Source organism: Pseudomonas sp. LB3P58 (assembly GCF_054897895.1).
Genome location: NZ_JBUBVE010000001.1, coordinates 3,923,644 through 3,950,041 on the forward strand (window position 1 = coordinate 3,923,644; position 26,398 = coordinate 3,950,041).

Here is a 26,398-nt window from a genome sequence, read left to right on the forward strand (position 1 = left end):
AATCGCGCAGATAAAAGCATTTGACTTGCAAACGAGAATGATTATTATTGCATGCAGCTGGTCGCGAGATCAGTCGATTGTCCAAGTGACCTTAGGTCGGTCTCCTGGACTATCTCCTCATCAGGCTAATCACGGTTTTTGACCCGGCTTTTTGCCGGGTCTTTTTTTTGCCAGTTATTCTGGCTTTACCTTCAGGCTAATGAAGTCTTTAGGTGCTGCAAATTCGAATGGCGCGGATGATATCAAAAGAATATCCGTTGGCAAGAGAAGCCCGGCATCATTGGCCCAAACTAATAAAAAATAGCGCTTGAGAATCAATCGCACAGTCTCTAAGCTGCGTCGGCGTCAAGGAGGACGCCCCCCGCTTCAGCCCAGAATTTCCCCCGGTTTTTCCCTTCCCAGCGTGTAAAGTAGCAGCCATAAAAATCATATTCAGGAATCGACTATGGCCGTGGCTAAATCCTCTTTCGACATCAGTGCCGACTTCGACAGTGGCAACATCGAAGTGCTGGACATCAGCAATCCGTTGCAAGCCCTGCTGGCCATCAAGCCAGACACCCGCAGCCAGCACTTTCAATGGTTCCACTTCAAGGCCAGCGGTCTGCATGTCGGTCAGGAACACTGGTTTCGTCTGAACAATGCCAGCAAGTCCTCCTACAACAAAGCCTGGGATGGTTATCAGGCGGTGGCGTCCTACGACCACGTCAACTGGTTCCGGGTGCCGACCATTTTCGAAGGTGACTGCCTGCGCTTCAGCCTCGAAGCCACCGCCACCCACGCCTGGTTTGCTTACTTCGAACCCTACAGCCGCGGTCGCCATGACTGGTTGATCGAGCAAGCGCTGACCAAGGCCGGCACCGAACTGCTGGCCACCGGCAAGAGCGTCGAAGGTCGAGACATCCAGCTGCTGCGTAAAGGCACTGGCGCCGAAGGTCAGCGCAAGGTCTGGATCATTGCCCAGCAACACCCCGGCGAACACATGGCCGAGTGGTTCATGGAAGGTGTGATCGAACGTCTCGAAAAACACGACGATCCGGTATTGAACAAACTGCTGACAAGCGCCGATTTGTACTTGGTGCCGAACATGAACCCGGACGGCGCTTTTCACGGTCACCTGCGCACCAACGCCATGGGCCAGGACCTGAATCGCGCCTGGCAGAGCGCCAGCCAGGAAATCAGCCCGGAAGTGCTGTTCGTTCAGCAGCAGATGGAAAAGTACGGCGTCGACCTGTTCCTCGACATCCATGGCGATGAAGAAATCCCCTACGTGTTCACCGCCGGTTGCGAAGGCAATCCGGGGTACACGCCACGGATCGAAAAACTCGAAGAGCATTTCCGCAGTCATCTGAAGCACCTGACCAAGGACTTCCAGACCAAGCACGGCTACACCCGCGACGAGCCGGGCAAAGCCAACATGACCCTGGCGTGCAACAGCGTCGGCGAGAAATTCGACTGCCTGTCGCTGACCCTGGAAATGCCCTTCAAGGACAACAACGATGCGCCGAATGCGCTGACCGGCTGGTCCGGCAAGCGTTCGAAGCAGTTGGGCAAGGATGTGCTGACCACCGTTGCGGATATGGTCAACACCTTGCGCTGAATACGCAGAATCAAAAGATCGCAGGCTTCGCCAGCTCCTACGCCGACCGTGTGAACCGCACGAATCTTTGTAGGAGCTGCCGCAGGCTGCGATCTTTTAGCCGCGATCCTTGCCCCGCAACATGCTGTCCAGCACGTCATCGCGGCGCACCCAGCCGTGAAACAACGCCGCCGCCAAATGCAGCAGCACCGTCAAGAACAACAAATACGCCAGATACCCGTGAGCCTTGCGCAGGAACGCAAACACCTGCGCATTCGCCGGTACGATCGACGGCAACTGCAGCGAGCTGCTGAGCATCACCGGATCCCCCGCCGCCGAAATCATCGCCCAGCCCAGCAGCGGCAGAATCAGCATCAAGGCGTACAGCAACACATGCGAAGCCTTGGCCGCCAGCGCTTGCCAACCCGGCAGATCCGCCGGCAGCGGTGGCTGTTGCGTGGAAAAGCGCACGGCCAGGCGCACGATCACCAGCAGCAGAATCGCGACGCCCAAGGGTTTGTGCAGATGAATCAGCCACTCATGACGCTCGGACACCGAAGCGGCCATGCCCGCGCCGATAAACAGCATGGCAATGATCATCAGCGCCATCAGCCAGTGCAGCAATCGCGCTAAAGGCGCGAAGTGGTTCGGTTGAGCGCTCATTGACGAGACTCCTGTTTATTAGCAGCGGGCAACTGGCTGACTTCGCTGGTACGACGCAGGTAGGAAGTGGCGTACCCCGCTGAACGAGCGGCGAGCAAAGGGTCGTCGGAACCTTCTATGCCGGCGGGCAGTACCAGCGGGTCGTAGTTGATGTCCCGGCATTCGCCATTGAGTTGTGGCTGGGTGCTTTCGAGCACCAACGTGCCGGCGTTCAACACTTTGCGACCCTCTGGCCAGGCCTTGCTGGCGTCGTTGACCGGATCTCCAGGGTTGGCCAGCGTGATGTTCAACTGCCAACGCAGCGGCCCTGCGGAAATGCGCTGTACCAGGTCTTTCTCCAGGAATTCACCCCCCTCAGGCGCCGTAGCACCCGCGGCATCCTGAGCGACGGGCACCATGCTCCAACGCACCGCTTGCCGTTGCCCGGCCGCGTTCACCAGGTAAAACGCATTGACGCTGTTATAGGTTTCCGTCACGTAACTGGCCGACGGCTTGGCGGTTTTGATCCAGGCCAGGAACGGTGCAGCTTCCGGATGCGAGCCGAAGAACGCTGGCACGGCAGCCGGGTTCGGTTTGCCGGTGGCCGGATCCGGTGACTGGGCTTGTTGCAATTGATAGAACGCTTCGGGCGTACCCACCGGGAACACCGGCATGCTGTTCATCCCGGTGCGCCACTGCTGGCCGTTGGCCTGGTTGAATCGCAAGGCCAGGCTGCGGATCGGCACGCTATTGTCCGGCGCATAAGGATTACCGGCCGGCAATGCGAAACGCCCGACCACCGGGGTCCGCGCAACATTGAACACCTGAGCGCTGGAATAGCTGCGCGCCTCACCACTGCTCTCGAAATGTCCGATCACGCACACGCCTTTGGAGTGGTTACGCCGGAAGCCCGGGTGCACGCCGTTGTTGGTCTCCAGCACATTGATCAGCTTTTTCGGCGTCAGGCGCTGTGGGTCGAAGGTGCCGTTGACGTAGGCAAAAGCCCCGGCCAGGACGGCAACCACCACAGCAATACCGGCCAGACGTAATGTCAGGCTCGCGGCACTCAAGGGTGGCCGGGTTGGCGGTGATGAGCGATCTACCATGAAAGACTCCAGGGCCATCGGCCACAAGTGAGAAGGATCAAGCAGACGCACCCCGCGCTGGTTTATTCCCTCGCCCGGTATTTATTTTTTCAGGCGTGGAATAACCTCGACTGCCGGGCGTCTTCCTAGACACTCAAGCGTAGTGACTAGCCAGAACTTCATGAACGATATCGACGAACAACTGCGAGAAATCATTCCCAGATTGCGCCGGTTTGCCGTGTCGTTGACGCGCAATCCCAGCAGCGCCGACGACCTGGTGCAGTCTTGCCTTGAGCGCGCGCTGTCGAGTTGGGGCGACAAACGCCCCGAGGGCGACTTGCGCGCCTGGCTGTTTTCGATTCTGTATCGACAGTTTCTCGATGCTCACCGGCGCTCCCGGCGTTATGCGCGGATGCTCGAATTCTTTACCGGTCGTGACGATTCACAGCCGTCGGTGGAACGCACCGTGATCGCCCAATCGACCCTGAAAGCCTTCGATCAACTCAGCACTGAACAACGTGCCCTGCTGCTCTGGGTCTCGGTCGAAGGCTTGAGTTACAAAGAGGTCGCCGAGATTCTCGACGTCCCCACCGGCACCGTGATGTCCCGCCTGTCCCGTGCCCGCCAAGCCTTGCGCCAGTTGAGCGACGGCGAAATCACCCGCCCTTCTCTGCGGAGACTCAAATGATCAGCCTGCCCCCAAGCGAGCGTGACCTGCACGCCTATGTCGACCAGCAACTCAGCGATACCGACCGACGTCTGGTGGACACTTTTCTGGCCAGCAACTCGGAAGTGGCTGCACAAGTGCGTGCCTGGCAGCAGGACGCCCAGCAATTGCGCGCGGCATTGAGCGGTGCCCTGCAGCAACCGGCCAATCCGGACCTCGACCCGGCGCTGATTCGCCAACGCCTCAAACGACAATCTCGCCGTCACCTGGCCAGCGCTGCCGTGTTGCTGATCGCGGTCAGCGTCGGCGGGTTCAGCGGTTGGCAAGCCCGGGAGATGACGCTCGTCAGTGCCCAACTGCCGATGACCGATGCCCTGCAGGCCTATCGCCTGATTGCCCAGCAAGGCATCTTGCCGGCCGATTACAAAGTCAGCGATGACGGTGACATGCAGGGTTGGCTCGACCGCTATTTCACTCAGGCCAATCGCTTGCCTGACCTCTCGGGCGCCGGTTTCAAACCGGTCAGCGGACGCTTGCTGAGCACCGAGCAAGGGCCGGCGGCGATGGTGGTTTACGAGGATCAAAGCGGCCATAAAGTCAGCTTCTACGTCCGCCCACCAGGACCGAAAAACTACCTGTTACCGAGGGGCAGTCGCAGCGATGGCGAGTTGCAGGCCGAGTACTGGTCAGGGGGCGGGTACAACTACGCGATGGTCAGCCCGAGCGATACGCCGGCGGCGCAGATGCTCAAGCAAACCGCGCAGTTCTGACCGCACCTCCAATCCCCTGTGGGAGCGGGCTTGCTCGCGAATGCGGTGTGACAGTCGACATTAATATTGACTGATCAACCGCATTCGCGAGCAAGCCCGCTCCCACATTGGATCTGTGACGGTTTGAAGATTGTGTTCAACCCTGCCCAAACACTTGCGAAGGCCGGCGCAGCAACGGGTCGAACGGATTGATCCGCGGCCCGATCAGCGCCGCTTCGCGCTTGAGCATTTCCACCACCGTCGGCAAGCGATCCGGCCCCAGCCGATCACTCACGGTGGCCACACTCAGTGCCGCCACGGCCCGCCCTTCACGATCCAGAATCGGCACCGCCACCCCGGCCATGCCCTGCAACACGCCGGTGTTGCGCCCGGCATAACCCAGCTTGCGCACGTTCTCGACTTCCGAGCGTAGGAACACCTCGTCGTACAGGTGGAAATCCTTGAGCCTCGGCAAGTTGTAGTGAATCACCGTGTCGCGCTCTTCTTCCGGCAAAAACGCAAGAATCGCCAGGCTACCCTGCCCCACACCCAGCGCCACCCGCCCACCAATGTCACCGGTAAAGGTGCGGATCGGAAACGGACCTTCACTGCGGTCCAGGCAGATCGCATCAAAACCACTGCGCGCCAGCAAGAACAACGAATCCCCCAACGACGCCGACAGCCGCAGCAGCGCCGGACGCACCAGTTCGCGCAGGTTTCCGGTATTCCCGGCGCGGGCCGCCAGCGCAAAAAACTCCAGACTCAAGCGATAGCGCTTGCTGCGCGCATCCTGCTCGACCATGCCCTCATCCATCAGGCTGCGCAGCAATCGGTGCGTGGTCGGTTGCGATAACCCGATGCGCTGGGCCAGTTGCGTCACCCGCTCTCCGCCCTCGACGGTGTCACCCAGACTGCGCAGCACGGCAAACAGTCTGGAGACTGCGCCAACACCGACATCACTTTTGCTTTCATTCCGCTCAATGGCATCTGTCATGGGTTTTCTCGAGTATTAATTTACTCACCGAATGAAACTGAAAATAGTCATCGCTTCAGTGAAATAGGCCATTGAGCCCATCCTATTCTTCGTCCTACTCTGCGTCCAGACAGGGGCGATTCGAACAACAGCGGCAGCCGACTGAAGTCGAGCGCCAACGCACCCAGCAAGACCTTTTCGTATCTGCCCATACAAAAAAGCGCGCCTTCGGGCGACGCATAACAATCTCAGGTGGAGCGCAGTCATGGCTTTTGTGCAACTTGAAGGACTCGGCAAACGTTACGGCGAGATCGACGCCGTCGTTGCTACCAACCTCTCGGTCGAGAAAGGCGAGTTCGTCTCGCTGCTCGGCCCCTCCGGATGCGGCAAAACCACCACCCTGCAAATGATCGCCGGCTTCGTCGAAGTCAGCAGCGGACGCATTGTGCTGGACGGTCGCGACATCACCCACGCCAAACCCGCCAGCCGCGGTCTGGGCGTGGTGTTCCAGAGTTACGCGCTGTTCCCGCACATGACCGTGAAAGACAACGTCGCCTTCGGCCTGCGCATGCGCAAAGTGCCCGGTGCCGAGTTGCAGCAGCGAGTGGACCGGGTGCTGAAACTGGTGCGCCTCAATCAGCATGCCGAGCGTTACCCCCGAGAGCTTTCCGGTGGCCAGCGTCAACGTGTTGCCCTCGCTCGTGCCCTGGTGATCGAGCCGCCGGTGCTGTTACTCGACGAGCCGCTGTCCAACCTCGACGCCAACCTGCGCGAAGAGATGCAATTCGAGATCCGCCGCATCCAGCGCGAAGTCGGGATCACCACGCTGATGGTCACCCATGACCAGTCCGAAGCGCTGTCCATCAGCGACCGGGTGGTGGTGATGCAGGCCGGGCGCATCACCCAAATCGACGCGCCCTACACCCTCTACGAACACCCGCGCACCGAGTTCATTTCCGGTTTCGTCGGCAAGGCCAATCTGCTGCCGGGCGAGCGTGACAGCGCCGGTGTCGTTCAGGTGAGCAACCGTGGCGACGGTGAACTGACCCTGAGCCTGCGCCCGGAAAAAATCGATCTGCGGGACAAAGGTCAGGGCCGTCTGCAAGGCAACATCGTCAGTCGCTTCTTTCTCGGCAGCCAATGGCTGTACGGCGTCTCGACAACCTTGGGCGAACTCAGTGTGGTGCGCCGCAACGACGGTTCGGCACCGCTGACCGAAGGCACGGCGGTCGGCCTCGATTGGGACGCAACGTTGCTGCGGGTGCTGAGTGTCGACGAGGTGCCGGCATGAGTACGCTTGTCGCCATTCGCCAGGGACGCCAGGGTTACTGGCTGTCGGCACCGGCCCTGGCCTTGTACCTCAGCCTGCTGGTTATCCCTTTGCTGCTGACCTTGGTGCTGTCGTTCAACGTCTTCGACTACAGCTCGGGGATCAACAGCGACGCCTACACCCTCGGTCACTACAGCAGCCTGCTCGGCGATCCGTATTTCTACGAAATCTTTCTGCGCACGATGTGGATCAGTGCCCTGACAACCCTGCTCTGCGTGGTGATCGGCGTGCCCGAGGCCTACATCCTCAGCCGCATGGGCACGCCTTGGTGCTCGATTTTCCTGATTCTGATCCTCACCCCGTTGCTGATTTCGGTGGTGGTGCGCGCCTTCGGCTGGAGCCTGCTGCTGGGTGCCGACGGCCTGGTTAACCAGACCCTGCAAGCCTTCGGTGGCTCGCCGATGAAACTGCTGTACACGCCGTTCGCGGTGGTGATTGCGCTGGTCCACGTGATGCTGCCGTTCATGATCATTCCGGTCTGGACCTCGCTGCAAAAACTCGACCCGGCCGCCGAGCAAGCCGCGATGTCCCTCGGTGCCAGCCACTTCACGGTGATGCGCCAAGTGGTGTTGCCGCAAATCATGCCCGGCGTGCTCTCGGGCACCTTGATCGTGTTCGGTCTCGCAGCCAGCTCCTTCGCGATTCCCGGCCTGCTCGGCGGGCGCCGGATAAAAATGGTCGCCACGCTGATCTACGACCAGTACCTGTCGGAGCTCAACTGGCCGATGGGCGCGGCCATCGCCGTGGCCCTGCTGTTGCTCAACCTGCTGATCATGCTGTCGTGGAACCGGATGATCGAAGGCCGCTACAAGAAGTCATTGGGATAACTCGTCATGTCCAAGAACGGTCCTTTCGCCCTGCTGTTCCATACCCTGGTGGTGCTGTTCATGCTGGCGCCGCTGGTGGTGGTCTGCCTCGTGGCCTTCACCCCGGAAAACACCCTGAGCCTGCCGACCACGGAGTTTTCCCTGCGTTGGTTCCGCGCGGTGTTCGAGCGTGCCGACTTTGTCGATGCGTTCTACAACAGCCTGATCCTGGCGTTCTGCGCCGCCAGTCTGGCGACGTTGATTGCGGTGCCGGCGGCGCTGGCGATCACGCGCTTCGAGTTCCCCGGCCGCGACTTTTTCAATGGTTTGTTCCTGTCGCCGATCATCATTCCGCACTTGGTGTTGGGTGTCGCATTGCTGCGCTTGTTTGCGCTGATGGGCGTCAACGGCAGCTTCGCCTGGCTGATCTTCGCCCACGTGCTGGTGATCACACCGTACGTACTGCGACTGGTGCTGGCGTCGGCCATCGGCCTGGATCGCAGCGCCGAACACGCCGCGCAATCGCTCGGTGCCGGGCGCTTCACGCTGTTCAGGGAAATCACCTTGCCGATGATTCTGCCGGGAGTGGCCGGTGGTTGGCTGCTGGCGTTCATCAACAGTTTTGACGAGGTGACGCTGTCGATTTTCGTCACCTCGCCAGCCACGCAAACCTTGCCGGTGCGGATGTACGTGTACGCCACCGAATCCATCGATCCGATGATGGCGGCGGTGTCGGCACTGGTGATTGGGCTGACCGCGCTGACGATGATTTTGCTCGACCGGGTCTACGGCCTCGATCGGGTTCTGGTGGGCAAACAATGAGGGCGCCATGGCTCTGCTGAAACGACTGGCCGAAGGCGACCGCCCGGCCCTGGACTTTACCCTCGACGGCACACCTGCCACCGGCCTGCTCGGCGACACCTTGCTGACGGCGGTGCTGACCTGCAGCGAACACTTGCGCGGCAGCGACTTCAGCGCCGAACCCCGCGCCGGGTTTTGCATGATGGGTGCGTGTCAGGACTGCTGGGTTCGACTGGGCGATGGTCGACGCGTGCGGGCTTGCTCGACGTTGCTCGAAGCCGGGCAGCAGATCAGCCGCGAACCAGGGCGTTCCTTATGAATACCCTTTCTACCAGCAGAAACCGAATCCCCTGTGGGAGCGAGCCTGCTCGCGATAGCGGTCTGTCGGCCAGCATCAATGTCGACTATGCCGCCGTCATCGCGAGCAGGCTCGCTCCCACAGGGGTTCAGCGGCGTTCACGAAACCCGGGCGCAACCCCGATCAACTGTGGGAGCGAGCCTGCTCGCGATAGCGGACTGTCGGCCAGCATCAATGTCGACTGTGCCGCCGTCATCGCGAGCAAGCTCGCTCCCACTGGGGTTCAGCGGCGTTCACAACACCCGGGCGCAACCCCGATCAACTGTGGGAGCGAGCCTGCTCGCGATAGCGGACTGTCTGTCACCACATCTGTCGACTGTGCCGCCGTCATCGCGAGCAGGCTCGCTCCCACTGGGGTTCAGCGGCGTTCACGAAACCCGGGCGCAACCCCGATCAACTGTGGGAGCGAGCTTGCTCGCGATAGCGGTTTGTCGGCCACCACATCTGTTGACTGTGCCGCCATCATCGCGAGCAAGCTCACTCCCACAGGGGTTCAGCGGCGTTCACGAAACCCGGGCGCAACCCCGATCAACTGTGGGAGCGAGCCTGCTCGCGATAGCGGTTTGTCGGCCACCACATCTGTTGACTGTGCCGCCATCATCGCGAGCAAGCTCACTCCCACAGGGGTTCAGCGGCGTTCACGAAACCCGGGCGCAACCCCGATCAACTGTGGGAGCGAGCTTGCTCGCGATAGCGGTTTGTCGGCCACCACATCTGTTGACTGTGCCGCCATCATCGCGAGCAAGCTCACTCCCACAGGGATTCAGCGGCGTTCACGAAACCCGGGCGCAACCCCGATCAACTGTGGGAGCGAGCTTGCTCGCGATAGCGGACTGCCTGCCACCACATCTGTCGACTGTGCCGCCGTCATCGCGAGCAAGCTCGCTCCCACAGGGGTTCAGCGGCGTTTACACATGAGGTGGGTATGAAGCCTGTAGTCATCATCGGTGCCGGTCCGGCCGGTATACGTGCTGCACAAACCCTGGTCGCCCACGGCGTTCGCCCGGTGCTGCTGGACGAAGCAGCACGCGGTGGCGGGCAGATTTATCGTCGCCAACCGGCCAACTTCAAGCGTTCGCCGGTCAAGCTGTATGGCTTCGAAGCCGGCAAGGCCAACGCGTTGCATCAGACGATCGACGTGCTGCGCGAGCAACTCGACTACCGTCCTGAAACCCTGGTGTGGAACGCCGAGGACGGTGCGCTCGACACCTTGCATGAAGGCCGCGCCGCGCGGCTGGCGTTCTCCCGGGTGATCGTCGCCACGGGCGCCACCGACCGGATTCTGCCGGTACCGGGCTGGACCCTTCCGGGGGTCTACAGCCTCGGCGCAGCGCAGATCGCCCTCAAATTTCAAGGCTGCGCCATCGGTGAACGCGTGGTGTTCGCCGGCAGTGGTCCGTTGCTGTACCTGGTGGCGTATCAATACGCCAAGGCCGGCGCAAAGGTGGTCGCTGTGCTCGACAGTTCGCCTTTCAGCGCTCAGGCCCGCGCCCTGCCCGGCCTGCTCTCGCAACCGGCCACCCTGGCCAAAGGCATCTATTACCGCAGCTGGCTGACCGCCCATGGCATCCCGGTACACCAGGGTGCCAGCCTGAAACGCATCAATGGCGAACAACGTGTGCAATCGCTGAACTGGTCCAACTCAAAGGGTGAACAGCCACTCGATTGCGACGCCGTCGCCTTCGCCCACGGCCTGCGCAGTGAAACCCAACTGGCCGACCTGCTCGGCTGTGAATTCGCCTGGAACCCGCTCAACCGCGCCTGGCTGCCGCAACGTGACAGCGCCGGTCGTAGCAGTGTCGCCGAGGTTTACCTGGCCGGTGACGGCGCCGGCATCATGGGCGCCGACGCGGCGGAAATGGCCGGCGAACGCGCGGCCCTGGCGTTGCTCGAAGACATCGGTTACCTGATCCCGCCGCAACGTGGGGCGCAATTGGAACAGGCGCTGGGGCGGATCGATACCTTCCGCCAAGGTCTGGAGCGGGCCTTCATCTTTCCCAAGCAATGGGCCGCCGATGCCCCGAATGACGTGATGATCTGCCGCTGCGAAGAAGTGCGGGCCGGCGACATCCGTCAGGTCGTACGCGAGGGCCATTGGGAGATCAACCGGGTCAAGGCGCATTGCCGGGTCGGCATGGGGCGCTGTCAGGGCCGGATGTGTGGCGCCGCCGCTGCGGAAATCATTGCCTGCGAAAGCCAGCGCTGCGTGTCCGACATCGGCAGGCTTCGGGCTCAGGCCCCCATCAAACCCCTGCCGTTTGGTCTGGAGGTCGAGTCATGATCGAAGTCGATGCCGTCATCATTGGCGGCGGAATTGTCGGCGCCTCCGCCGCGCTTTTTCTGAGCAAGGCCGGGCGTCGCGTGGCGCTGCTGGAGCGGGACTTCTGTGGTTCGCACTCCAGCGGCGTGAACTACGGCGGCGTGCGGCGTCAGGGGCGACCGCTGTCGCAACTGCCGCTGTCGCAACGGGCCCACGACATATGGGGGCAACTGCCGCAGCTGATTGGCATCGACGGTGAGTATCAGCGCAGCGGCCACCTGAAACTGGCCCGCAGCCTCAGCGACCTGCACGCCTTGCAAGACTATGCCGCCAGCAGTCGTGGCTTTGGCCTCGATTTGCAGGTACTCGAGCGCAGTGAATTGCGTGCCCGTTTTCCGTGGGTCGGCGAGGTGGCGGTCGGTGCCTCGTTTTGCCCCGATGACGGTCATGCCAACCCGCGACTGGTCTCCCCGGCGTTTGCCCGGGCGGCGCGGCGACATGGTGCGCGAGTCCATGAACAATGCCCGGTGACGGCGGTGGAACACGACGGTCAGCGCTTTCGCATCAGCACGCAAACCGGTCTGGAGCTGCAGGCGCCCTGGCTGCTGAATTGCGCCGGCGCCTGGGCCGACACTCTGGCAAAACAATTCGGTGAGGGCGTGCCGATGCACGCCGGGCACCCGGCGATGCTGGTCACCGAGCCCTTGCCGCTGGTGATGAATGCCAGCACCGGGGTCGAGGGCGGCGGTATCTATGCGCGTCAGGTCGCGCGCGGCAATTGCGTGTTGGGTGGCGGTCAGGGTTTTGCCCTCGACGGCGCCCGCGCCCGGCCCGGTCAGCACGCGGTGATCGAGATCCTGCGTCAAGCGGTCGAGCTCTATCCGTTTCTTGAAGGCGCCCAAGCGATTCGTACCTGGAGCGGCACCGAAGGTTACCTGCCCGATCGCCAACCGGTGATCGGCCACAGTGGCACTCAACCCGGTCTGCTGCACGCGTTCGGCTTTGCCGGTGCAGGCTTTCAGATCGGTCCCGCGGTGGGCCAGGCGCTCACCGAAATCATCTGCAGCGGCGCCTCAAAGACGCCACTGGATGCGTTTTCCATCACCCGGTTTCACTCCATCTCCGTTGCTTGATAGAGGAAGGTCGCGCCAATGAATAACGTCAAACGCACTGCACTGCTCGGTATCTCCTGCATGAGCGCCCTGCTCGCCACCGCCCAGGCCCAGGCCGAACCGACGCTTTACCTGGGCATGAACGGCGGGACCATGGAGCGGCTCTACGCCGATAAGGTGCTGCCGGTTTTCGAGAAGGCCAATAACGTCAAAGTGGTGATTGTGCCCGGCACCTCCGCCGATATTCTGGCCAAGGTCCAGGCCAGCAAAGGCAACCCGCAGATGCACGTGATGTTCCTCGACGACGGCATCATGTACCGCGCCATCGCCATGGGGCTGTGCGACAAACTCGAAGACAGCGCACCGCTGGCGCAGATTCCGGCCAAGGGCCGCATCAAGGATCAAGCCGTGGCAGTCAGCCTCGGCGTGACCGGGCTGGCGTACAACACGCGTCTGTTCAAGGAGAAAGGCTGGACCGCACCGACCTCGTGGATGGACATGGCCGACCCGCGCTTCAAGGACAAACTGGTGTTCCAGTCGATGGCCTCCTCGACCTTTGGCCTGCACGGGTTCCTGATGTTCAACCGGATTCAGGGCGGCAGCGAAACCGCCGTCGAGCCGGGCTTCAAGGCGTGGCCGAACACCGTCGGGCGCAACGTGCTGGAGTACATCCCGAGTTCTGCGAAGATTTCCGAAATGCTTCAGACCGACGAAGCCGCGCTGTTCCCACTGACGCCGACCCAGGTCACCGCCCTGAAACTCAAGGGCATGCCGGTGGAGTATGCGCAACCGAAGGAAGGCGCCGTGGTGCTCAACGTGGCCGAATGTGCCATCGCCAACAACACTCAGCCGGAACTGGCGCAGAAACTCGCCGCCTTCTTGCTGACGCCGGAAGCGCAGGCCGCCGCGCTTGAAGACGGCGACCAGATCCCGTCCAACCCCAATACACCGACCACTGACAAGACACGCGGCCAGGTCGAGGCGATGAAACAGTACCTGACCACGGCCATTGCGATCGATTGGGATCAGGTCAACGAACAGCGCCCGGCTTGGAATGCGCGGTGGAATCGCAGTATCGAGCGGTAACTTCCGGCATAGCACTATCTATGTAGCAGCTGCCGAGCCTGCGAGGCAGCTGTTACAGGTCGACGCAACTGGAATGGAAATTCCCCATTTGGTTACACTACGGCGCGGCAGCTCGGGGAGCGGCCTGACGATTACGGGGTAACCTCACAGTGGCCGTTCGACCGCCCAACCGTTCGCGACTCACACCACGCTGGCCCACGCTACGCCGCTTGTTCGGCAAGTCATCGGCTGCATCCGCCGGTAATACCGCGACCGGTCGCGTCATCCACGACTACTTCCACCGCAAGGCCCACACCCAGGGTTACACCCTCAGCCATAGCCAACTGCGCGTCATCGACTGCATGGCGCAACACGCCGCAGCACTGTCGGGCACCTCGGCAAAAACGCTCCCCGGCCTATACCTGCACGGCGCCGTGGGGCGCGGCAAGAGCTGGCTGCTTGACGGTTTTTTCCAGGCCATCCCCATCGCGGAAAAACAGCGCCTGCATTTTCATGAGTTTTTTGCGCACCTTCATCAAGGAATGTTCAGTCATCGCGATCAGCCCGATGCGCTGGAAACCACCCTCGACGAACAGCTGCGCGATTGCCGGGTGCTGTGTTTCGACGAGTTTCACGTCCATGACATCGGCGACGCGATGCTCATCACCCGGCTGTTCAAGGCATTGTTCCGCCGAGGCATCCTGCTGCTGGTCACTTCCAACTACCCACCGGAAGGACTGCTGCCCAATCCGCTGTACCACGCGCGCTTCAAACCGGTGATCGACCTGATCAACGCACGCATGCAGGTCATGGAGGTCGGCGGTCCCCATGACTACCGCAGTCAGGCCCGAACCCACGCCCAGCAGCTGTTTACCCAGGGACGGTACGTCTGGCCGGCCACGCTGGCGCAGCGTCAGTCGTTGAACCTGCCCGAACGCGACGCGCCGGCCATTTCACTGCCCGTCGGGACACGCAACCTTCAGGCCCGACACTGCGAAGGGCGAACCATCGGTTTCACCTTCGGCGATTTGTGCGACCAACCGACTGCGGTGATGGATTACCTGGAGCTGTGCCGACGTTTCGATCACTGGTTCATCGATGAACTGCCCAACCTCGCCGATTGTTCCATCGCCGCCCAACAGCGCTTCATCGACCTGGTCGACGTCCTGTACGACCAGGACAAGCACCTGATTCTGCTCGGGCAGCAGTCTTTGCGCGAAAGCCTGGGCGGCGATGCCATCGATCTGGCGCGCACGCGCAGCCGGTTGGGGCAGTTGGTGGAAATGAAGGGAGCGGTCTGATCAATGTTCTTCGGTGCGGCTGCTGGCCTCTTCGCGAGCAAGCCCGCTCCCACATTGGATCGGTGTACAACACAACACTAGTGTGGGAGCGGGCTTGCTCGCGAAGGCGGCCTGACAGACACCACACGTTTCCCGGTATCATGTCGCTCGTTTCCAGGCCTCCGCGCCCTCCTCCCGATCAAAGTGAATCTGTTCATGGATACCCTTGCCCAACTGCGTGCCGGCCAACTGTCGGGCGCTACCCGCCTGGACCTCTCCGGCGGCCTGACGGAGTTTCCGCGAGAAATCTTCGACCTGGCGGACTCGCTGGAAGTCCTCAACCTCAGCGGCAATGCCTTGAGCAGTCTGCCGGACGACTTGCACCGCCTGACCCGTTTGCGCGTGCTGTTCTGCGCGGACAATCTGTTCACCGAACTGCCCGACTGCCTTGGCCATTGCGCCGCACTGACGATGGTCAGTTTCAAGGCCAACCGCATCGAACGCGTGCCCGGCACCGCGCTGCCACCGTTGCTGCGCTGGCTGATCCTGACCGATAACTGCATCACTGAGTTGCCGGCCGAGCTGGGTGAACGCCCGCACCTGCAAAAACTCATGCTCGCCGGCAACCACTTGCAACGTTTGCCCGGGAGCTTGCGTCATTGCCATCGACTCGAACTGATCCGCATCGCCGCCAACCAGTTGAGCGAGTTACCCGAGTGGCTGCTGTCCCTGCCGAGCCTGGCCTGGCTGGCGTACGCCGGCAACCCGCTGGAGACCGAAGCCGATGCGGCCGCCCTCGAAGCCACGCCCCGTATTCCCTGGTCCGAACTGCGTCTGGAGCAGCAACTGGGCGAAGGCGCGTCGGGGGTGATTCATCGGGCTAATTGGGATCGACAGGACCAACCGGCCACACAGGTCGCGGTCAAACTCTACAAAGGCGAAATGACCAGCGATGGCTCGCCGTTGCACGAAATGAACGCCTGCATCACCGCCGGTAGTCACCCCAACCTGATCCGGGTTGAAGGGCGCGTCGTCGGGCATCCGGAAGCCCAGGCCGGGCTGGTGATGCAGCTGATCGATCCGAGCTATCGCAATCTGGCCGGGCTGCCGAGCCTGGCGTCATGTACCCGCGACGTTTACGCCAATGACACCCGGTTCAGCGCGGGTGTGGCATTGCGCATCGCCTGTGGCATCGCCTCGGCAGCCGAGCATTTGCACCAACATGGCATCACCCACGGCGACCTCTACGGCCACAATATTCTGTGGAACGAGCACGGTGATTGCCTGCTGGGGGATTTCGGCGCGGCGTCGTTCCATGCCATCTCGGACAGCCTTGAAAGCCGTGCGCTGCAACGGATAGAAGTGCGGGCGTTTGGTATTTTGCTGGGGGAATTGTTGGAGCGGATCGACTCGGGGTTGAGCGATGAGGGTCGGGTGCTGCTGGAGGCATTACAGCAGCGCTGCTGTCAGCCGCAGGTGCTGGCGCGGCCGGGGTTCGGCGAGATTGTGCGAGCCTTGGAGAATCGGTGACCGCAAAGCGGTCACCGAAGAAACGGTTTAACCCGCCAAACCAACAAACATGTCCTGCACGTCATCGTGGTTATCGAGGCCTTCGAGGAAGGCTTCGACTTCAGCCATCTGCTCATCGCTCAGACCGCTTACCGGGTTTTTCGGCTGATAGCCCAACTTGGCCGACAACACGGTGAAACCTTGCTCAGGCAGGGCTTTCTGCACGGCGTCCAGGTCCGCAGGCTCGGTCAGGAACAGGGTCGTGCCCTCTTCTTCACCCGGCTCGAAATCCTGGGCACCGGCTTCGATCGCGGCCATTTCCGGATCGGCGTCAGGGCTGTCCGGGGACGCCTCGATCATGCCGACATGGTTGAAGTCCCACGCTACCGAACCGGAAGCGCCCAATTGGCCCTTGCGGAACGCGACGCGAATTTCAGCGACGGTGCGGTTGATGTTGTCGGTCACGCATTCAACGATCAGCGGCACCTGGTGCGGTGCGAAGCCTTCATAGGTCACGCGATGGTATTGCACGGTTTCGCCCAACAGGCCCGCGCCTTTCTTGATCGCGCGATCCAGGGTTTCCTTGGGCATCGAGGCTTTCTTGGCCTGCTCGACCACCAGGCGCAGGTGTGCGTTGGTGGCAGTATCGGCACCGTTGCGGGCAGCAATGGTGATTTCTTTCACCAGTTTGCCGAAGATCTTGCCCTTGGCGTTGGATGCCGCTTCTTTGTGTTTAACCTTCCACTGTGCGCCCATTACTCACTCTCTTGATCTGTGGCGCCGAGACATCTATTGGCCGACGCATGGCGCCAAGTTTATACGGCCTAAAGTTGGCAATCGACCAAAAATTCCATCCTGTTTACCCGCATGACCAATCGACATCTTCACCGGCAGTTGTAGGGCGATTCTGAAACTTCGATTTGCGGTGACCATAAAGGGCTGTGGTTTCGTACCCTCTGCGCCCGAATTCCATGGCAGAAGCGCGTTCGATGCACAACGACAAGGAAAGTCCTTTCACCCTGACACTCCTCGACGGCGATTTGAGTTTGCAGGTGTTGCAGTTCAGTGGCCGAGAAGCCCTCAACCAGCCCTATCGATTCGACATCGAAGTCATTGGCCTCGCACCGGCCATGAGTCTCGATCGATTGCTGCAACAGCCAGTGTTCCTCAGCCTGATGGAGGGCCAGGGTATTCACGGCGTCCTTCACAGTGCCAGTCGCGAGTATCGCGGCCCACACCGGATCGGCTACAAACTGGTGCTGGTGCCCTACCTTCAATGGCTCGACCGGCAGTGTTCACGCCGCGTCTTTCATCACCTCAGCGTACCGATGATCCTGCGCCAACTGCTGGAGGAACATGATGTGCCCGAGGGGAGCTATCGCTTCGAATTGTCGAACGGGCACTATCCCGTCCGGCCTTTTTGCATTCAGTACGAGGAGAGCGATCTGGCATTGCTGCAACGGCTGTGCGAAGCAGAAGGCATTCACTATCACTTCGAACATCAGCGCGACGGGCATGTGCTGGTCCTGGCGGATGACAGCCTGAGTTTCCCCCAGGAACCCGTCCTTACGCCTTTCCAGGGCGACGCGCCCGAAGACAGTGACGAGCCGGTGATCAGTGAGTTGTTCCAGCGCCATGACTCGCCGCCCTTTCCCTCGCGACTGGAGGCCAGGAACCGTGGCTCGCAAAAACCCGACGAGGGAGCGGCCAACCATGCTTTCAGCAAACCATTGCCGGTGATGGTCCGCCCCGCTCCCGAGCACATCCATCGCGATCAACTAAGCCGTCGACAACTGGAACGTCTGCGTTGCCAGCACCTGCAGATCCACGGTCAAAGCAACCAGAGCGCACTGCGCAGCGCACGGATAGTGCAAGTGTCAGAACATCCACTGTCGAATTTCAACGATCAGTGGCTGCTCACCGAAACCCGACATCAGGGGCAACAACCTTCAATTCTTGCCACCGACACACCCGTGACTGTCCGCCATTACCGCAATCAGTTCACCGCCATTCCCTGGTCAACGGTCTTCAGGCCGGCGCTCAGACAGACCAGGCCGAGCATCCCGGGTTATCAGCCCGCCCGGGTGCTGGGCCCGGCCGGGCAGCCGGCTGTGCTGGATGATCGAGGTCGAATACAGGTCAGGCTGTGGCCAACAGCGGAAGCGGATCCGCTTGAATCTGCCGGTCTCTGGCTACCGGTAGCCCTTGCAACGCCGGACGGTCGGATTGACCCGTCCAGCCTGCCAAAGGCCGGCAGCGACGTCCTGATCAGTTTTCTCGACAGCGACCCGGACCGGCCGGTGCTGTGCGTCGGCATGGGCCATCACCCGCGCACTCGGTCTGTTCCCGCGCCACGCCGCGATAGCCACTTGCTGCTCGATTGGCTGGTCAATCGCTCGGACCTCACGCCCTGACACTCACCCCTTGTCGGCCTTGCCTGCCGCCGCCGCGAACTTCGCCAGACGCACATCCAGATGCCGTGGCCGGTGCCCGTGATCCTCGGCGCGCTCCTTGCGGCGGATGGCGTTGCGCACCATCAATGAGCCGAGGTAACGAATCGGTTCCGGCGGAAACAAGCCCAACGGGCCGTTGACCAGAGGCGAACGGGTCCAGGCGTTGTCCAGTCCCTGGACCATCGAGGCGAGAATCTGCCCGCCCATATGACACGGGCCAACCCCGCTGCCGGAATATCCGAAACCATAAAACACGTTGCCACTGGCACTCATCTGACCGAAGAACGGCAAACCGGTGACCGAGCGATCAGACGGACCGTTCCAGGTCGCCTCGACCTTGACCTGGGCAAACGCCGGAAAGAACTCGCTCAGGCTGTGCTGCAACAAACCGGCATAGGGCGATGGCTGATCGAACACCGGCAACATTCGCCCGCCGTAAGCAAAGGTGTTGCCGCCCTTGCCGAGCATGATTCGGCCGTCCGGGGTGTTGTGGTAGTAGTGCACGAAAATCCGCGAATCGAGCACGGTGACGCCGCTGGTCAAACCGATCTCGTTGAGCAGATCGGGTCGCGGTTCGGTGATCAGCATGTCGCTGGAAACAATCGCCACACTGCGCTCGAACTGTGGAAACGCCCGGGCCATCCAGGCGTTCATCGCCAGCACCACGCGATCAGCGCGAACGGTGCCGTTCGGGGTTTGTATCCCCGCTGGCTTGCCCTCCTGCAACCCGGTCATGGCGGTGTGCTCGTGAATCCTCACGCCGAGTTGCAAGGCGACCCGGCGCAAGCCGCGCACCAGTTTGCCCGGCTGCACACTGGCCGCCGCCGGGGAAAACCAGCCTTCCAGATGTTTGCTGGAACCGGCCATGCGTTGCACATCGGCCACCGGCCGTTGGGTGAAGGAGTTGATGCCATTACGCTCCAGCGCCGCGATCACGGCGTCGGTCGAACCGCATTGGGCACGGTTGGTGGCGGTGTAGAGCGTCCCGTCGAGGCGGTAATCGGCGTCCACCGCGTACTGCTCGCAAAAGGCGCCGATGGCATGGATGCTGCGCTCCGATTCCTTGACCAGTCGCACGGCTTCTTCGACGCCGAACAGCCGTTCAAGGGTGAAGTACTTGGCCGACCACGACAGTGCACAACCACCGTTGCGACCACTGGCGCCGGCGCCGCAGATATCAGCCTCGATCAGCAGCACATCCAGCTCGGGGTTCTGTTCCTTGAGCATGATCGCGGTCCACAACCCGGTGTAGCCGCCGCCGACGATGCAGACATCGGCGCGGGTGTCGCCCACCAAGGGTTCGCATGGCGCGCAGGACTCGGCCGCCAGCGCCTGTTCCAGCCAGAAAGGTCTCATGGGTCAATCCTTAAGTACGCAGAGGTTTTACGGTGATCGGTTGATTAGGTACGAAAACGCTTTCGGCACTCAGGCCAGCCGGGCGGCTGTTCCAGTGCGGGATCAGCACCAGGGCCGAAAACAACGCGCAGCCGGCGAAGACGATGAACACGGTGACCGAGTCGAAGTAGCCCGGCAGCAAGCCGCCGAGAATCGCCCCGACCGAGCCGCAACCGTTGACGAAGCCGGCCGCTGTGGCGCCCGCCTTGGCGGTGCCGAAATCGATCGCGGCCGCGCCGCTGATCATCGAGTCCGGTCCGTACAGGGTCAGGCCCATGACGAACAGCAGCGCCACCACCAGCATCACGCTGCCGGTATGCAGGGCGCCCATGAACAAGGCCAGGGTCACGGTCAGCGCCAACAGGCTGAGCACACACGCCGGCATGCGTCGGGCGCCGAACACTTTGTCCGAAGCCAGGCCCAGCAGAATCGGCCCGAGCAACCCGGCCAGTTCAAACGCAGTCGGAATGATTGCCGCGCCGACCTTGCCCACTGAGGGCATCTGCTCGAAGACGATTACCGGTCCCCAGAGCAGAATCGCGTAGCGCGCCGGTTTCAGCAGAAAGTACGCGAGGCCCAGCACCAGCACGGTGCGGTTGCGCAGAATTTCTTTTAACGGTTCCAGCATGCTGATCTTGCTTTGCGCGTCGGCCTCTTGCGCCGTCAGCTGCGGCTCCGGTTCCACCGCCGGCAAGCCAACGTCTTCCGGTTTGTTGCGTTGAAAAATAAAAAACAGCACGGCGACCAGCCCAACCACCGCCGCACTGGAAAAGAACGCCGCATGCCAAGTGCCGATCAGCGTATACGCCCACCAGCCAGCAAACGGCGAAGCCACCAACCCACCAAAGGCGTAGCAGGAACTCCACAACCCCAGCACCCGCCCGCGCTGCTCGGCGGGAAAGAAACTGCCGAGGTTCTTGCACAGCCCGGACCAGCCGGTGGACTGGGCAAACCCTTGAATCAACATGCAGGTGGCGAAGATTGGCAACGTCGCGAAACTGCCCATCACCAAGGCTGCCGCTGCTGAAATCAGCAACCCGCCTAACACTACGACCCTTGGGCCAAAGCGGTCGGCCAGGATGCCCCAGGTGAATTGCCCGATGGCGTAAGCCGTGAGGTAGATGGCGTCGAGGTTGGCCATGGCCATTTTGTCGAGCATGAAGGTGGGGTCTTCGGCGATCCCCAGTTTTGCCACGGAAAAAGCTTTGCGGGTGAAGTAGAAAGCGGCGTAAGCGAGCCAGGTGATCGCGAAGATCTGCACGCGCCAACGCTTGATAGTGCCGATGTGCTTGTTCATGGTGGTTCTGACCTCAGGGTGTGAGTGTGCCGGCAGAAATTGAGAAATAACGCCTGTTTTTTTATTGTTGAGCACTTCGATATCGCAGCTTCCCTGAGGCGATATCGGTCAGATGAGTCCTGCTGTTGCACGCACAGGCTCATGGCCGCCGACGCTGTTCGACTGACCAGTCACCGGGGCTGAGGTGGATAAAAACAATTACTGATTAATAAGTGAAATCGATTTATCGTATTTCCAATATAAGCTCAGCTTGTTACTGGAGGTTTCGATGTCGGTTTCCCACGCCCAGCTCAAAGCCTTCCACGCCGTGGCCGTGCACGGAAGCTTTACCAAAGCCGCCGAGCGGCTATTCCTCACGCAACCGGCGATTTCCGACCAAGTGCGCAAACTCGAAGAGCGTTTCGGTGTGCTGCTGTTCCACCGCAACAAACGCTCGGTACGCCTGACCGATCTGGGCGAGCGCTTGCTGAGCATTACCCAGCGATTGTTCGTTATCGAGGCCGAGGCGCAGGAGCTCTTGCATGACTCCAGGGCCTTGCAGACCGGCAGCCTGATTCTCGCGGTGGATGCGCCAGTGCACGTGTTGCCGCAGATTGCTCGCTTTTGCGAGCGCTACCCCGGCATCAGCGTGAAGATCGAAACCGGTAACACCGATGAATCGCTGTTTCGGTTGTTCAACTACCAGGCCGACCTGGCGTTGCTGGGCCGGGAGGTGAGTGACGAACGTCTGATCTCGTTGCCGCTGCGCAACGACCCGATGGTGGCGTTCGTTTCGCGCCATCATCCGTGGGCCGACCGTGAGTCGATTTGCCTCGCGGATCTGGATGACACGCCATTGGTGCTGCGGGAAATCGGCTCGGTGACGCGCCAGACGCTGGAAGAAGAAATGGCTCAGGCAGGCTTTCGCATTCGGCCGGCGATTCAGGTTGAAGGTCGGGAAGCGGCGCGTGAAGCGGTGGTCGTGGGGATTGGTGTTGGTGTGGTATCAGCCGCCGAGTTCGGTGCAGATTCGCGGGTGTGTGCGTTGCCGATTACCGATTGCAAACGGCGATTGACCGAGACGCTGGTGTGCTTGCGCGAGCAGAGTTCACGGCGGGTGGTGGCGACTTTTCTGGAGATGGTTCGCGAAAGTCTTGTGTAGTCAGGTCCGTCCCCTTCGCGAGCAAGCCCGCTCCCACATTGGATCTCCAGCGGTCACAAAATCCCTGTGGGAGCGAGCCTGCTCGCGATGGGCGCACCTCGGTTACAAGGCGGGTGCCAAATCGAAAAACGCCTGTATCAAGCGCAAATCCCGCCGCCGTTCCATGCACCCAATCATGTGCCGATTGACCAACCCTTCACCAAGAATCGGCACCGCCGCTACCCGCGGGTCATGACTGACCTCCACCGACGACACCACGCCAACCCCCAACTCCGCGGCGACGGCTTCGGTCACCGCCTCGCGACTGTCCAGCTCCAGTAACACCCGTGGACTGACCATCGCCGCCGCGCACGCCTCGTCGAAGGTGCGCCGGGTGATCGAACTTGGCTCGCGCAACACCATGATCACCTGATCCAGCGCCTTGAGCGGCACGCCCTTGGACATCTGCGCCCAGGGATGACCGTCGGGCACCAGTGCACAAATCCGTGATTCGCTTAAGTCTTGCAAATGCAGCCCCTTGCGCGGTTCGACCTCGGTCAGCACCGCCACGTCGGCATGCTCCGACAACAACGCCGCCAAGGTTTCCTGAGCATTGCCCAGCCGCAGGTTCACGGTAATGCCGGGATACCGCGCGCGCAGGCTGGCGAGCATCGGCATCACCATGTGCGGCCCGTCCGCCGCAACCTCCAGACGCCCGGTCAGCAACTGCCGGTTGGCCTCGAGCATCACCTGCGCCTCTTCGGCCAGACCGAACATCGCCCGGGTGATCGCGGCCAGTTTGGTGCCCTCCTCCGTCAGCTCCACCCGTCGTGCGGTGCGCCGCAACAGGGTGATCTGGTAATGCTCCTCCAGCGCCTTGATGTGCCCGGTGACCGCCGGTTGGCTGATGAACAGTCGCGCGGCGGCCCGGGTGAAGCTGCCCTCGCGGGCCACCGCATCGAATGCGCGGAGCTGGAACAGGTTCATGAATAACCCTCACTGATGGCTGGCATAACAACAAACAATTTGATTGATAGCACGGCAAATTGCAATTTAAGCCCCGTAGCTTCATCCCATCGATTGCGAGGACACGAGAATGAGTACTGCCGAACCCATCCTGCTCACCCCCGGCCCACTGACCACATCGGCCCGCACCCGTCAGGCGATGATGGTCGACTGGGGTTCATGGGATGACCGCTTCAATCAACTGACCGCCAGCCTGTGCGAACAACTGCTGGTGATCATCAACGGCGGCGACAGCCACCACTGCGTGCCCCTGCAAGGCAGCGGCACGTTCGCGGTCGAAGCGGCGATCGGCACCCTGGTGCCTCGCGACGGCAAAGTCCTGGTGCTGATCAACGGCGCCTACGGCAAACGCCTGGCGAAAATCTGCGAAGTGCTCGGCCGCTCCTTCAGTACCTTTGAAACCGCCGAAGACGAGCCGACCACCGCCGCCGACGTCGACCGCCTGCTGCGTGCCGACGCCAGCATCACCCACGTCGCGCTGATTCACTGCGAAACCAGCACCGGGATCCTCAACCCGCTGCCGGAAATCGCCCACGTCATCGCGCAACACGGCAAACGCCTGATCATCGACGCCATGAGCTCCTTCGGCGCGCTGCCGATTGACGCGCAACAGGTGCCGTTCGATGCGCTGATCGCCGCCTCGGGAAAATGCCTGGAAGGCGTGCCGGGAATGGGCTTTGTCTTTGCTCGCAAAGAAGCGCTGGCCGATGCCGCCGGTAACTCGCACTCGCTGGCGATGGACCTTTTCGACCAGCACACCTACATGGCCAAGACCGGCCAGTGGCGCTTCACCCCGCCGACCCACGTGGTCGCGGCGTTGCACGAAGCCCTGCTGCAATACAACGAAGAAGGTGGTTTGCCCGCCCGGCATCAGCGCTATGCCAACAACTGCAAAGTGCTGCTCGATGACATGGCCAAACTGGGGCTGCGCAGTTTCCTGCCCGCCGAGATTCAGGCGCCGATCATCGTCACCTTTCATGCACCGAAAGATCCGCGCTACCAGTTCAAGGAATTCTACGAACGCGTCAAGGCCAAGGGTTTCATTCTGTACCCCGGCAAATTGACCCAGGTCGAAACCTTCCGCGTCGGCTGCATTGGCCACGTCAACCAGGACGAGATGCACGCGGCCGTGGCGGCGATCGCCGAAGTGCTGCGCGAGATGGAAGTCCTCGACATCTGAGTAACACCGAAATCCCTTGTAGGAGTGAGCCTGCTCGCGATTACGGTCTGCCATTCACCTTGATGCCGACTGACAGGGCCTCATCGCGAGCAGGCTCACTCCTACAAAAGCAGCGCCCCTATTAGCCAGTTGCCACAGGACTTGATCACTATGAACTACGCAAACCCAACCAAACTGCAAGCCGCCATCCTCGACTGGGCCGGCACCGTGGTCGACTTCGGCTCTTTCGCGCCAACTCAGATTTTTGTCGAAGCCTTCGCCGAGTTCGACGTCCAGGTGTCCATCGAAGAAGCCCGCGGGCCGATGGGCATGGGCAAGTGGGACCACATCCGCACCCTGTGCGATCAGCCGGAAGTCGCCGAACGTTATCGCGCCGTGTTCGGCCGTACGCCGACCGACGATGACGTCACCGCCATCTACAAACGCTTCATGCCGCTGCAAATCGAGAAAATCGCCGAGCACTCGGCGCTGATTCCGGGCGCATTGGACACCATCGCCAATCTTCGCCAGCAAGGGATCAAGATCGGTTCCTGCTCCGGCTACCCGAAACAGGTCATGGACAAGGTGGTCGAGCTGGCCGCCACCAACGGCTACGTCGCCGATCACGTGGTCGCCACCGATGAAGTGCCTAACGGTCGTCCATGGCCGGCCCAGGCGCTGGCCAACGTGATCGCGCTGGGCATCGATGATGTCGCGGCCTGCGTGAAGATCGACGACACCGTGCCGGGCATTCTTGAAGGTCGTCGCGCCGGCATGTGGACCGTGGCACTGATTTGCTCGGGCAACGCGCTGGGCCTGGACTACGAAGGTTACCGCGCCCTCGGCAGCGACCAACTGGACAGCGAACGCAAGCGCATCCACGCCATGTTCGAAGGCTCACGGCCGCACTACATGATCGACACCATCACCGATTTGCCGGAAGTGATCGCCGATATCAATAAACGTCTGGCCAAGGGCGAGATGCCGCAAACCAACTGATTGCGCCTGCCGCAGCATAAAAAAGCGCCAGTTCTTTAACGGAACTGGCGCTTTTTTGTGGCCAACCTCGTGATCTAGAGCATTGAACACCCAAATAGCCACAGGCAAATCCACCAAAGCGGATTACAGTTAAAGCACACCGTCGAACAAGAACGGTGGCTCGACCTGACCTGTGAGGAACACCGTATGCCCTGGAAGAACTCTGACTCACGCTACAGCACCGTATCGATCGCGCTGCATTGGTTGATGCTGGTCCTGCTGGCGCTGGTTTACGCGTCTATCGAGTTTCGCGGGATCTTTCCCAAAGGCAGTGGCGCACGAACACTGATCGTCGAATCACACTTCATGCTCGGCCTGACCGTGTTCGTGCTGGTCTGGCTGCGGCTGTTCGCCCGCAGCCTCGGCCCGGCACCACAGATCTTCCCGGCCTCGCCTCACTGGCAGACCGTGCTGGCCAGGCTGATGCACTGGGCGCTGTACATTTTCATGATCGCCATGCCGATTCTGGGTTGGCTGGTGACCAGCGCCAAGGGCAATCAAGTGATGTTTTACGGCATTGACCTGCCGTTGCTGATTGCCGAAAACAAGGAGTTCGCCAAAGAACTCCAGGGCTGGCATGAACTCGGCGGCACCATCGGTTACTGGCTGATCGGCCTGCACGCCGTGGCGGGGATTTATCACCACTATGTAGTGGGTGATAACACCTTGCTGCGGATGATGCCCAAGCGCGGGTGAA

24 protein-coding genes are annotated in these 26,398 nt (G+C 61.3%); 17 read left to right on the forward strand and 7 right to left on the reverse strand.

Features of this window, described 5'->3' with window-relative positions:
* Window positions 1-445: 445 nt before the first annotated feature.
* Entirely contained in the window at window positions 446-1,597 is a 1,152-nt protein-coding gene (locus tag ACYZTZ_RS18245) for a M14 family metallopeptidase (protein ID WP_095128908.1), read from the forward strand.
* Between the two features lie 96 nt (window positions 1,598-1,693).
* On the opposite strand, the gene ACYZTZ_RS18250 is transcribed toward ACYZTZ_RS18245, so the two are convergent.
* Both ACYZTZ_RS18250 and ACYZTZ_RS18255 read right to left on the reverse strand, forming a co-directional pair.
* Entirely contained in the window at window positions 1,694-2,239 is a 546-nt protein-coding gene (locus ACYZTZ_RS18250) for a cytochrome b (protein WP_056740290.1), read from the reverse strand.
* Window positions 2,236-3,324 (reverse strand): catalase family peroxidase, encoded by a 1,089-nt coding sequence (locus tag ACYZTZ_RS18255; protein ID WP_461999243.1) that lies wholly within the window; start codon window positions 3,322-3,324, stop codon window positions 2,236-2,238. The genes ACYZTZ_RS18250 and ACYZTZ_RS18255 overlap by 4 nt, the downstream gene beginning before the upstream one ends.
* Before the next feature lie 160 nt (window positions 3,325-3,484).
* Here ACYZTZ_RS18255 and ACYZTZ_RS18260 point away from each other — a divergent pair, with 160 nt between their 5' ends.
* Window positions 3,485-3,991 carry an RNA polymerase sigma factor gene (locus tag ACYZTZ_RS18260; protein ID WP_046047553.1) on the forward strand — a complete coding sequence of 169 codons (507 nt, stop codon included), beginning with the start codon at window positions 3,485-3,487 and terminating at the stop codon, window positions 3,989-3,991.
* Window positions 3,988-4,740 (forward strand): anti-sigma factor family protein, encoded by a 753-nt coding sequence (locus ACYZTZ_RS18265; RefSeq protein ID WP_461999244.1) that lies wholly within the window; start codon window positions 3,988-3,990, stop codon window positions 4,738-4,740. The genes ACYZTZ_RS18260 and ACYZTZ_RS18265 overlap by 4 nt, the downstream gene beginning before the upstream one ends.
* Before the next feature lie 136 nt (window positions 4,741-4,876).
* On the opposite strand, the gene ACYZTZ_RS18270 is transcribed toward ACYZTZ_RS18265, so the two are convergent.
* Window positions 4,877-5,713: an IclR family transcriptional regulator gene (locus tag ACYZTZ_RS18270; RefSeq protein WP_461999245.1), complete on the reverse strand. Its 837-nt coding sequence runs from the start codon at window positions 5,711-5,713 to the stop codon at window positions 4,877-4,879.
* A gap of 244 nt (window positions 5,714-5,957) precedes the next feature.
* Here ACYZTZ_RS18270 and ACYZTZ_RS18275 point away from each other — a divergent pair, with 244 nt between their 5' ends.
* From ACYZTZ_RS18275 to ACYZTZ_RS18315, 9 genes are all read left to right on the forward strand, one after another.
* A complete protein-coding gene (locus tag ACYZTZ_RS18275; RefSeq protein ID WP_461999246.1) occupies window positions 5,958-6,983 on the forward strand; it encodes an ABC transporter ATP-binding protein in 1,026 nt (341 codons plus the stop codon).
* The gene (locus tag ACYZTZ_RS18280; RefSeq protein ID WP_461999247.1) at window positions 6,980-7,849 is read left to right on the forward strand and encodes an ABC transporter permease; all 870 of its coding nucleotides are present in this window, start codon (window positions 6,980-6,982) and stop codon (window positions 7,847-7,849) included. The genes ACYZTZ_RS18275 and ACYZTZ_RS18280 overlap by 4 nt, the downstream gene beginning before the upstream one ends.
* 6 nt (window positions 7,850-7,855) lie before the next feature.
* On the forward strand, window positions 7,856-8,650 hold the full coding sequence (locus tag ACYZTZ_RS18285; RefSeq protein WP_033057243.1) for an ABC transporter permease: 795 nt from the start codon (window positions 7,856-7,858) through the stop codon (window positions 8,648-8,650).
* Between the two features lie 7 nt (window positions 8,651-8,657).
* Window positions 8,658-8,948 (forward strand): (2Fe-2S)-binding protein, encoded by a 291-nt coding sequence (locus ACYZTZ_RS18290; RefSeq protein WP_008148449.1) that lies wholly within the window; start codon window positions 8,658-8,660, stop codon window positions 8,946-8,948.
* Between the two features lie 964 nt (window positions 8,949-9,912).
* Complete coding sequence (locus tag ACYZTZ_RS18295; RefSeq protein ID WP_461999248.1) at window positions 9,913-11,268, forward strand: FAD/NAD(P)-dependent oxidoreductase; 1,356 nt, start codon at window positions 9,913-9,915, stop codon at window positions 11,266-11,268.
* On the forward strand, window positions 11,265-12,380 hold the full coding sequence (locus tag ACYZTZ_RS18300) for an NAD(P)/FAD-dependent oxidoreductase (protein ID WP_461999249.1): 1,116 nt from the start codon (window positions 11,265-11,267) through the stop codon (window positions 12,378-12,380). Before ACYZTZ_RS18295 ends, ACYZTZ_RS18300 begins: the two co-directional genes overlap by 4 nt.
* An 18-nt stretch (window positions 12,381-12,398) precedes the next feature.
* Window positions 12,399-13,445 carry an ABC transporter substrate-binding protein gene (locus ACYZTZ_RS18305; RefSeq protein WP_461999250.1) on the forward strand — a complete coding sequence of 349 codons (1,047 nt, stop codon included), beginning with the start codon at window positions 12,399-12,401 and terminating at the stop codon, window positions 13,443-13,445.
* A 149-nt stretch (window positions 13,446-13,594) separates the two neighbouring features.
* Window positions 13,595-14,725, forward strand: a complete 1,131-nt coding sequence (gene zapE / locus ACYZTZ_RS18310; RefSeq protein WP_461999251.1) for a cell division protein ZapE — start codon at window positions 13,595-13,597, stop codon at window positions 14,723-14,725.
* Between the two features lie 195 nt (window positions 14,726-14,920).
* Complete coding sequence (locus ACYZTZ_RS18315) at window positions 14,921-16,234, forward strand: leucine-rich repeat-containing protein kinase family protein (RefSeq protein ID WP_461999252.1); 1,314 nt, start codon at window positions 14,921-14,923, stop codon at window positions 16,232-16,234.
* A 27-nt stretch (window positions 16,235-16,261) separates the two neighbouring features.
* Here the strand turns inward: ACYZTZ_RS18315 and ACYZTZ_RS18320 are convergent, their stop codons facing one another.
* Complete coding sequence (locus tag ACYZTZ_RS18320; RefSeq protein ID WP_046032546.1) at window positions 16,262-16,969, reverse strand: YebC/PmpR family DNA-binding transcriptional regulator; 708 nt, start codon at window positions 16,967-16,969, stop codon at window positions 16,262-16,264.
* 233 nt (window positions 16,970-17,202) lie between these two features.
* Between ACYZTZ_RS18320 and ACYZTZ_RS18325 the strand changes: the two genes are divergently transcribed.
* Window positions 17,203-18,627: a type VI secretion system Vgr family protein gene (locus ACYZTZ_RS18325; protein WP_461999253.1), complete on the forward strand. Its 1,425-nt coding sequence runs from the start codon at window positions 17,203-17,205 to the stop codon at window positions 18,625-18,627.
* Window positions 18,628-18,630: 3 nt separating this feature from the next.
* Here ACYZTZ_RS18325 and ACYZTZ_RS18330 read toward each other — a convergent pair whose 3' ends face one another.
* Together ACYZTZ_RS18330 and ACYZTZ_RS18335 are read right to left on the reverse strand one after the other, a co-directional pair.
* Window positions 18,631-20,022: an FAD-dependent oxidoreductase gene (locus ACYZTZ_RS18330; protein WP_461999254.1), complete on the reverse strand. Its 1,392-nt coding sequence runs from the start codon at window positions 20,020-20,022 to the stop codon at window positions 18,631-18,633.
* A 10-nt stretch (window positions 20,023-20,032) separates the two neighbouring features.
* Window positions 20,033-21,358 carry an MFS transporter gene (locus tag ACYZTZ_RS18335; RefSeq protein WP_461999255.1) on the reverse strand — a complete coding sequence of 442 codons (1,326 nt, stop codon included), beginning with the start codon at window positions 21,356-21,358 and terminating at the stop codon, window positions 20,033-20,035.
* Between the two features lie 268 nt (window positions 21,359-21,626).
* On the opposite strand from ACYZTZ_RS18335, the gene ACYZTZ_RS18340 reads away from it, so the two are divergent.
* Complete coding sequence (locus ACYZTZ_RS18340; protein ID WP_149629348.1) at window positions 21,627-22,499, forward strand: LysR family transcriptional regulator; 873 nt, start codon at window positions 21,627-21,629, stop codon at window positions 22,497-22,499.
* Between the two features lie 102 nt (window positions 22,500-22,601).
* Here the strand turns inward: ACYZTZ_RS18340 and ACYZTZ_RS18345 are convergent, their stop codons facing one another.
* The gene (locus ACYZTZ_RS18345; protein WP_461999256.1) at window positions 22,602-23,465 is read right to left on the reverse strand and encodes a LysR substrate-binding domain-containing protein; all 864 of its coding nucleotides are present in this window, start codon (window positions 23,463-23,465) and stop codon (window positions 22,602-22,604) included.
* Window positions 23,466-23,574: 109 nt separating this feature from the next.
* On the opposite strand from ACYZTZ_RS18345, the gene ACYZTZ_RS18350 reads away from it, so the two are divergent.
* From ACYZTZ_RS18350 to ACYZTZ_RS18360, 3 genes are all read left to right on the forward strand, one after another.
* The gene (locus ACYZTZ_RS18350; protein WP_461999257.1) at window positions 23,575-24,684 is read left to right on the forward strand and encodes a 2-aminoethylphosphonate--pyruvate transaminase; all 1,110 of its coding nucleotides are present in this window, start codon (window positions 23,575-23,577) and stop codon (window positions 24,682-24,684) included.
* Between the two features lie 150 nt (window positions 24,685-24,834).
* Window positions 24,835-25,662: a phosphonoacetaldehyde hydrolase gene (phnX, locus tag ACYZTZ_RS18355; protein WP_461999258.1), complete on the forward strand. Its 828-nt coding sequence runs from the start codon at window positions 24,835-24,837 to the stop codon at window positions 25,660-25,662.
* Window positions 25,663-25,848: 186 nt separating this feature from the next.
* A complete protein-coding gene (locus ACYZTZ_RS18360; RefSeq protein WP_056740251.1) occupies window positions 25,849-26,397 on the forward strand; it encodes a cytochrome b in 549 nt (182 codons plus the stop codon).
* Window position 26,398 lies beyond the last annotated feature (1 nt).

What these genes read in the sequence shown, in the direction of transcription:
- ACYZTZ_RS18305 (WP_461999250.1), top strand. Translation starts at nt 12,399, where the DNA reads ATGAATAACGTCAAACGCACTGCACTGCTCGGTATCTCCTGCATGAGC.
- ACYZTZ_RS18280 (WP_461999247.1), top strand. Translation starts at nt 6,980, where the DNA reads ATGAGTACGCTTGTCGCCATTCGCCAGGGACGCCAGGGTTACTGGCTG.
- ACYZTZ_RS18350 (WP_461999257.1), top strand. Translation starts at nt 23,575, where the DNA reads ATGAGTACTGCCGAACCCATCCTGCTCACCCCCGGCCCACTGACCACA.
- phnX (WP_461999258.1), top strand. Translation starts at nt 24,835, where the DNA reads ATGAACTACGCAAACCCAACCAAACTGCAAGCCGCCATCCTCGACTGG.
- ACYZTZ_RS18290 (WP_008148449.1), top strand. Translation starts at nt 8,658, where the DNA reads ATGGCTCTGCTGAAACGACTGGCCGAAGGCGACCGCCCGGCCCTGGAC.
- ACYZTZ_RS18345 (WP_461999256.1), bottom strand. Translation starts at nt 23,465, where the DNA reads ATGAACCTGTTCCAGCTCCGCGCATTCGATGCGGTGGCCCGCGAGGGC.
- ACYZTZ_RS18335 (WP_461999255.1), bottom strand. Translation starts at nt 21,358, where the DNA reads ATGAACAAGCACATCGGCACTATCAAGCGTTGGCGCGTGCAGATCTTC.
- ACYZTZ_RS18315 (WP_461999252.1), top strand. Translation starts at nt 14,921, where the DNA reads ATGGATACCCTTGCCCAACTGCGTGCCGGCCAACTGTCGGGCGCTACC.
- ACYZTZ_RS18265 (WP_461999244.1), top strand. Translation starts at nt 3,988, where the DNA reads ATGATCAGCCTGCCCCCAAGCGAGCGTGACCTGCACGCCTATGTCGAC.
- ACYZTZ_RS18325 (WP_461999253.1), top strand. Translation starts at nt 17,203, where the DNA reads ATGCACAACGACAAGGAAAGTCCTTTCACCCTGACACTCCTCGACGGC.
- ACYZTZ_RS18295 (WP_461999248.1), top strand. Translation starts at nt 9,913, where the DNA reads ATGAAGCCTGTAGTCATCATCGGTGCCGGTCCGGCCGGTATACGTGCT.
- ACYZTZ_RS18270 (WP_461999245.1), bottom strand. Translation starts at nt 5,713, where the DNA reads ATGACAGATGCCATTGAGCGGAATGAAAGCAAAAGTGATGTCGGTGTT.
- ACYZTZ_RS18320 (WP_046032546.1), bottom strand. Translation starts at nt 16,969, where the DNA reads ATGGGCGCACAGTGGAAGGTTAAACACAAAGAAGCGGCATCCAACGCC.
- ACYZTZ_RS18330 (WP_461999254.1), bottom strand. Translation starts at nt 20,022, where the DNA reads ATGAGACCTTTCTGGCTGGAACAGGCGCTGGCGGCCGAGTCCTGCGCG.
- ACYZTZ_RS18250 (WP_056740290.1), bottom strand. Translation starts at nt 2,239, where the DNA reads ATGAGCGCTCAACCGAACCACTTCGCGCCTTTAGCGCGATTGCTGCAC.
- ACYZTZ_RS18285 (WP_033057243.1), top strand. Translation starts at nt 7,856, where the DNA reads ATGTCCAAGAACGGTCCTTTCGCCCTGCTGTTCCATACCCTGGTGGTG.
- ACYZTZ_RS18300 (WP_461999249.1), top strand. Translation starts at nt 11,265, where the DNA reads ATGATCGAAGTCGATGCCGTCATCATTGGCGGCGGAATTGTCGGCGCC.
- ACYZTZ_RS18260 (WP_046047553.1), top strand. Translation starts at nt 3,485, where the DNA reads ATGAACGATATCGACGAACAACTGCGAGAAATCATTCCCAGATTGCGC.
- ACYZTZ_RS18360 (WP_056740251.1), top strand. Translation starts at nt 25,849, where the DNA reads ATGCCCTGGAAGAACTCTGACTCACGCTACAGCACCGTATCGATCGCG.
- ACYZTZ_RS18275 (WP_461999246.1), top strand. Translation starts at nt 5,958, where the DNA reads ATGGCTTTTGTGCAACTTGAAGGACTCGGCAAACGTTACGGCGAGATC.
- ACYZTZ_RS18255 (WP_461999243.1), bottom strand. Translation starts at nt 3,324, where the DNA reads ATGGTAGATCGCTCATCACCGCCAACCCGGCCACCCTTGAGTGCCGCG.
- ACYZTZ_RS18245 (WP_095128908.1), top strand. Translation starts at nt 446, where the DNA reads ATGGCCGTGGCTAAATCCTCTTTCGACATCAGTGCCGACTTCGACAGT.
- ACYZTZ_RS18340 (WP_149629348.1), top strand. Translation starts at nt 21,627, where the DNA reads ATGTCGGTTTCCCACGCCCAGCTCAAAGCCTTCCACGCCGTGGCCGTG.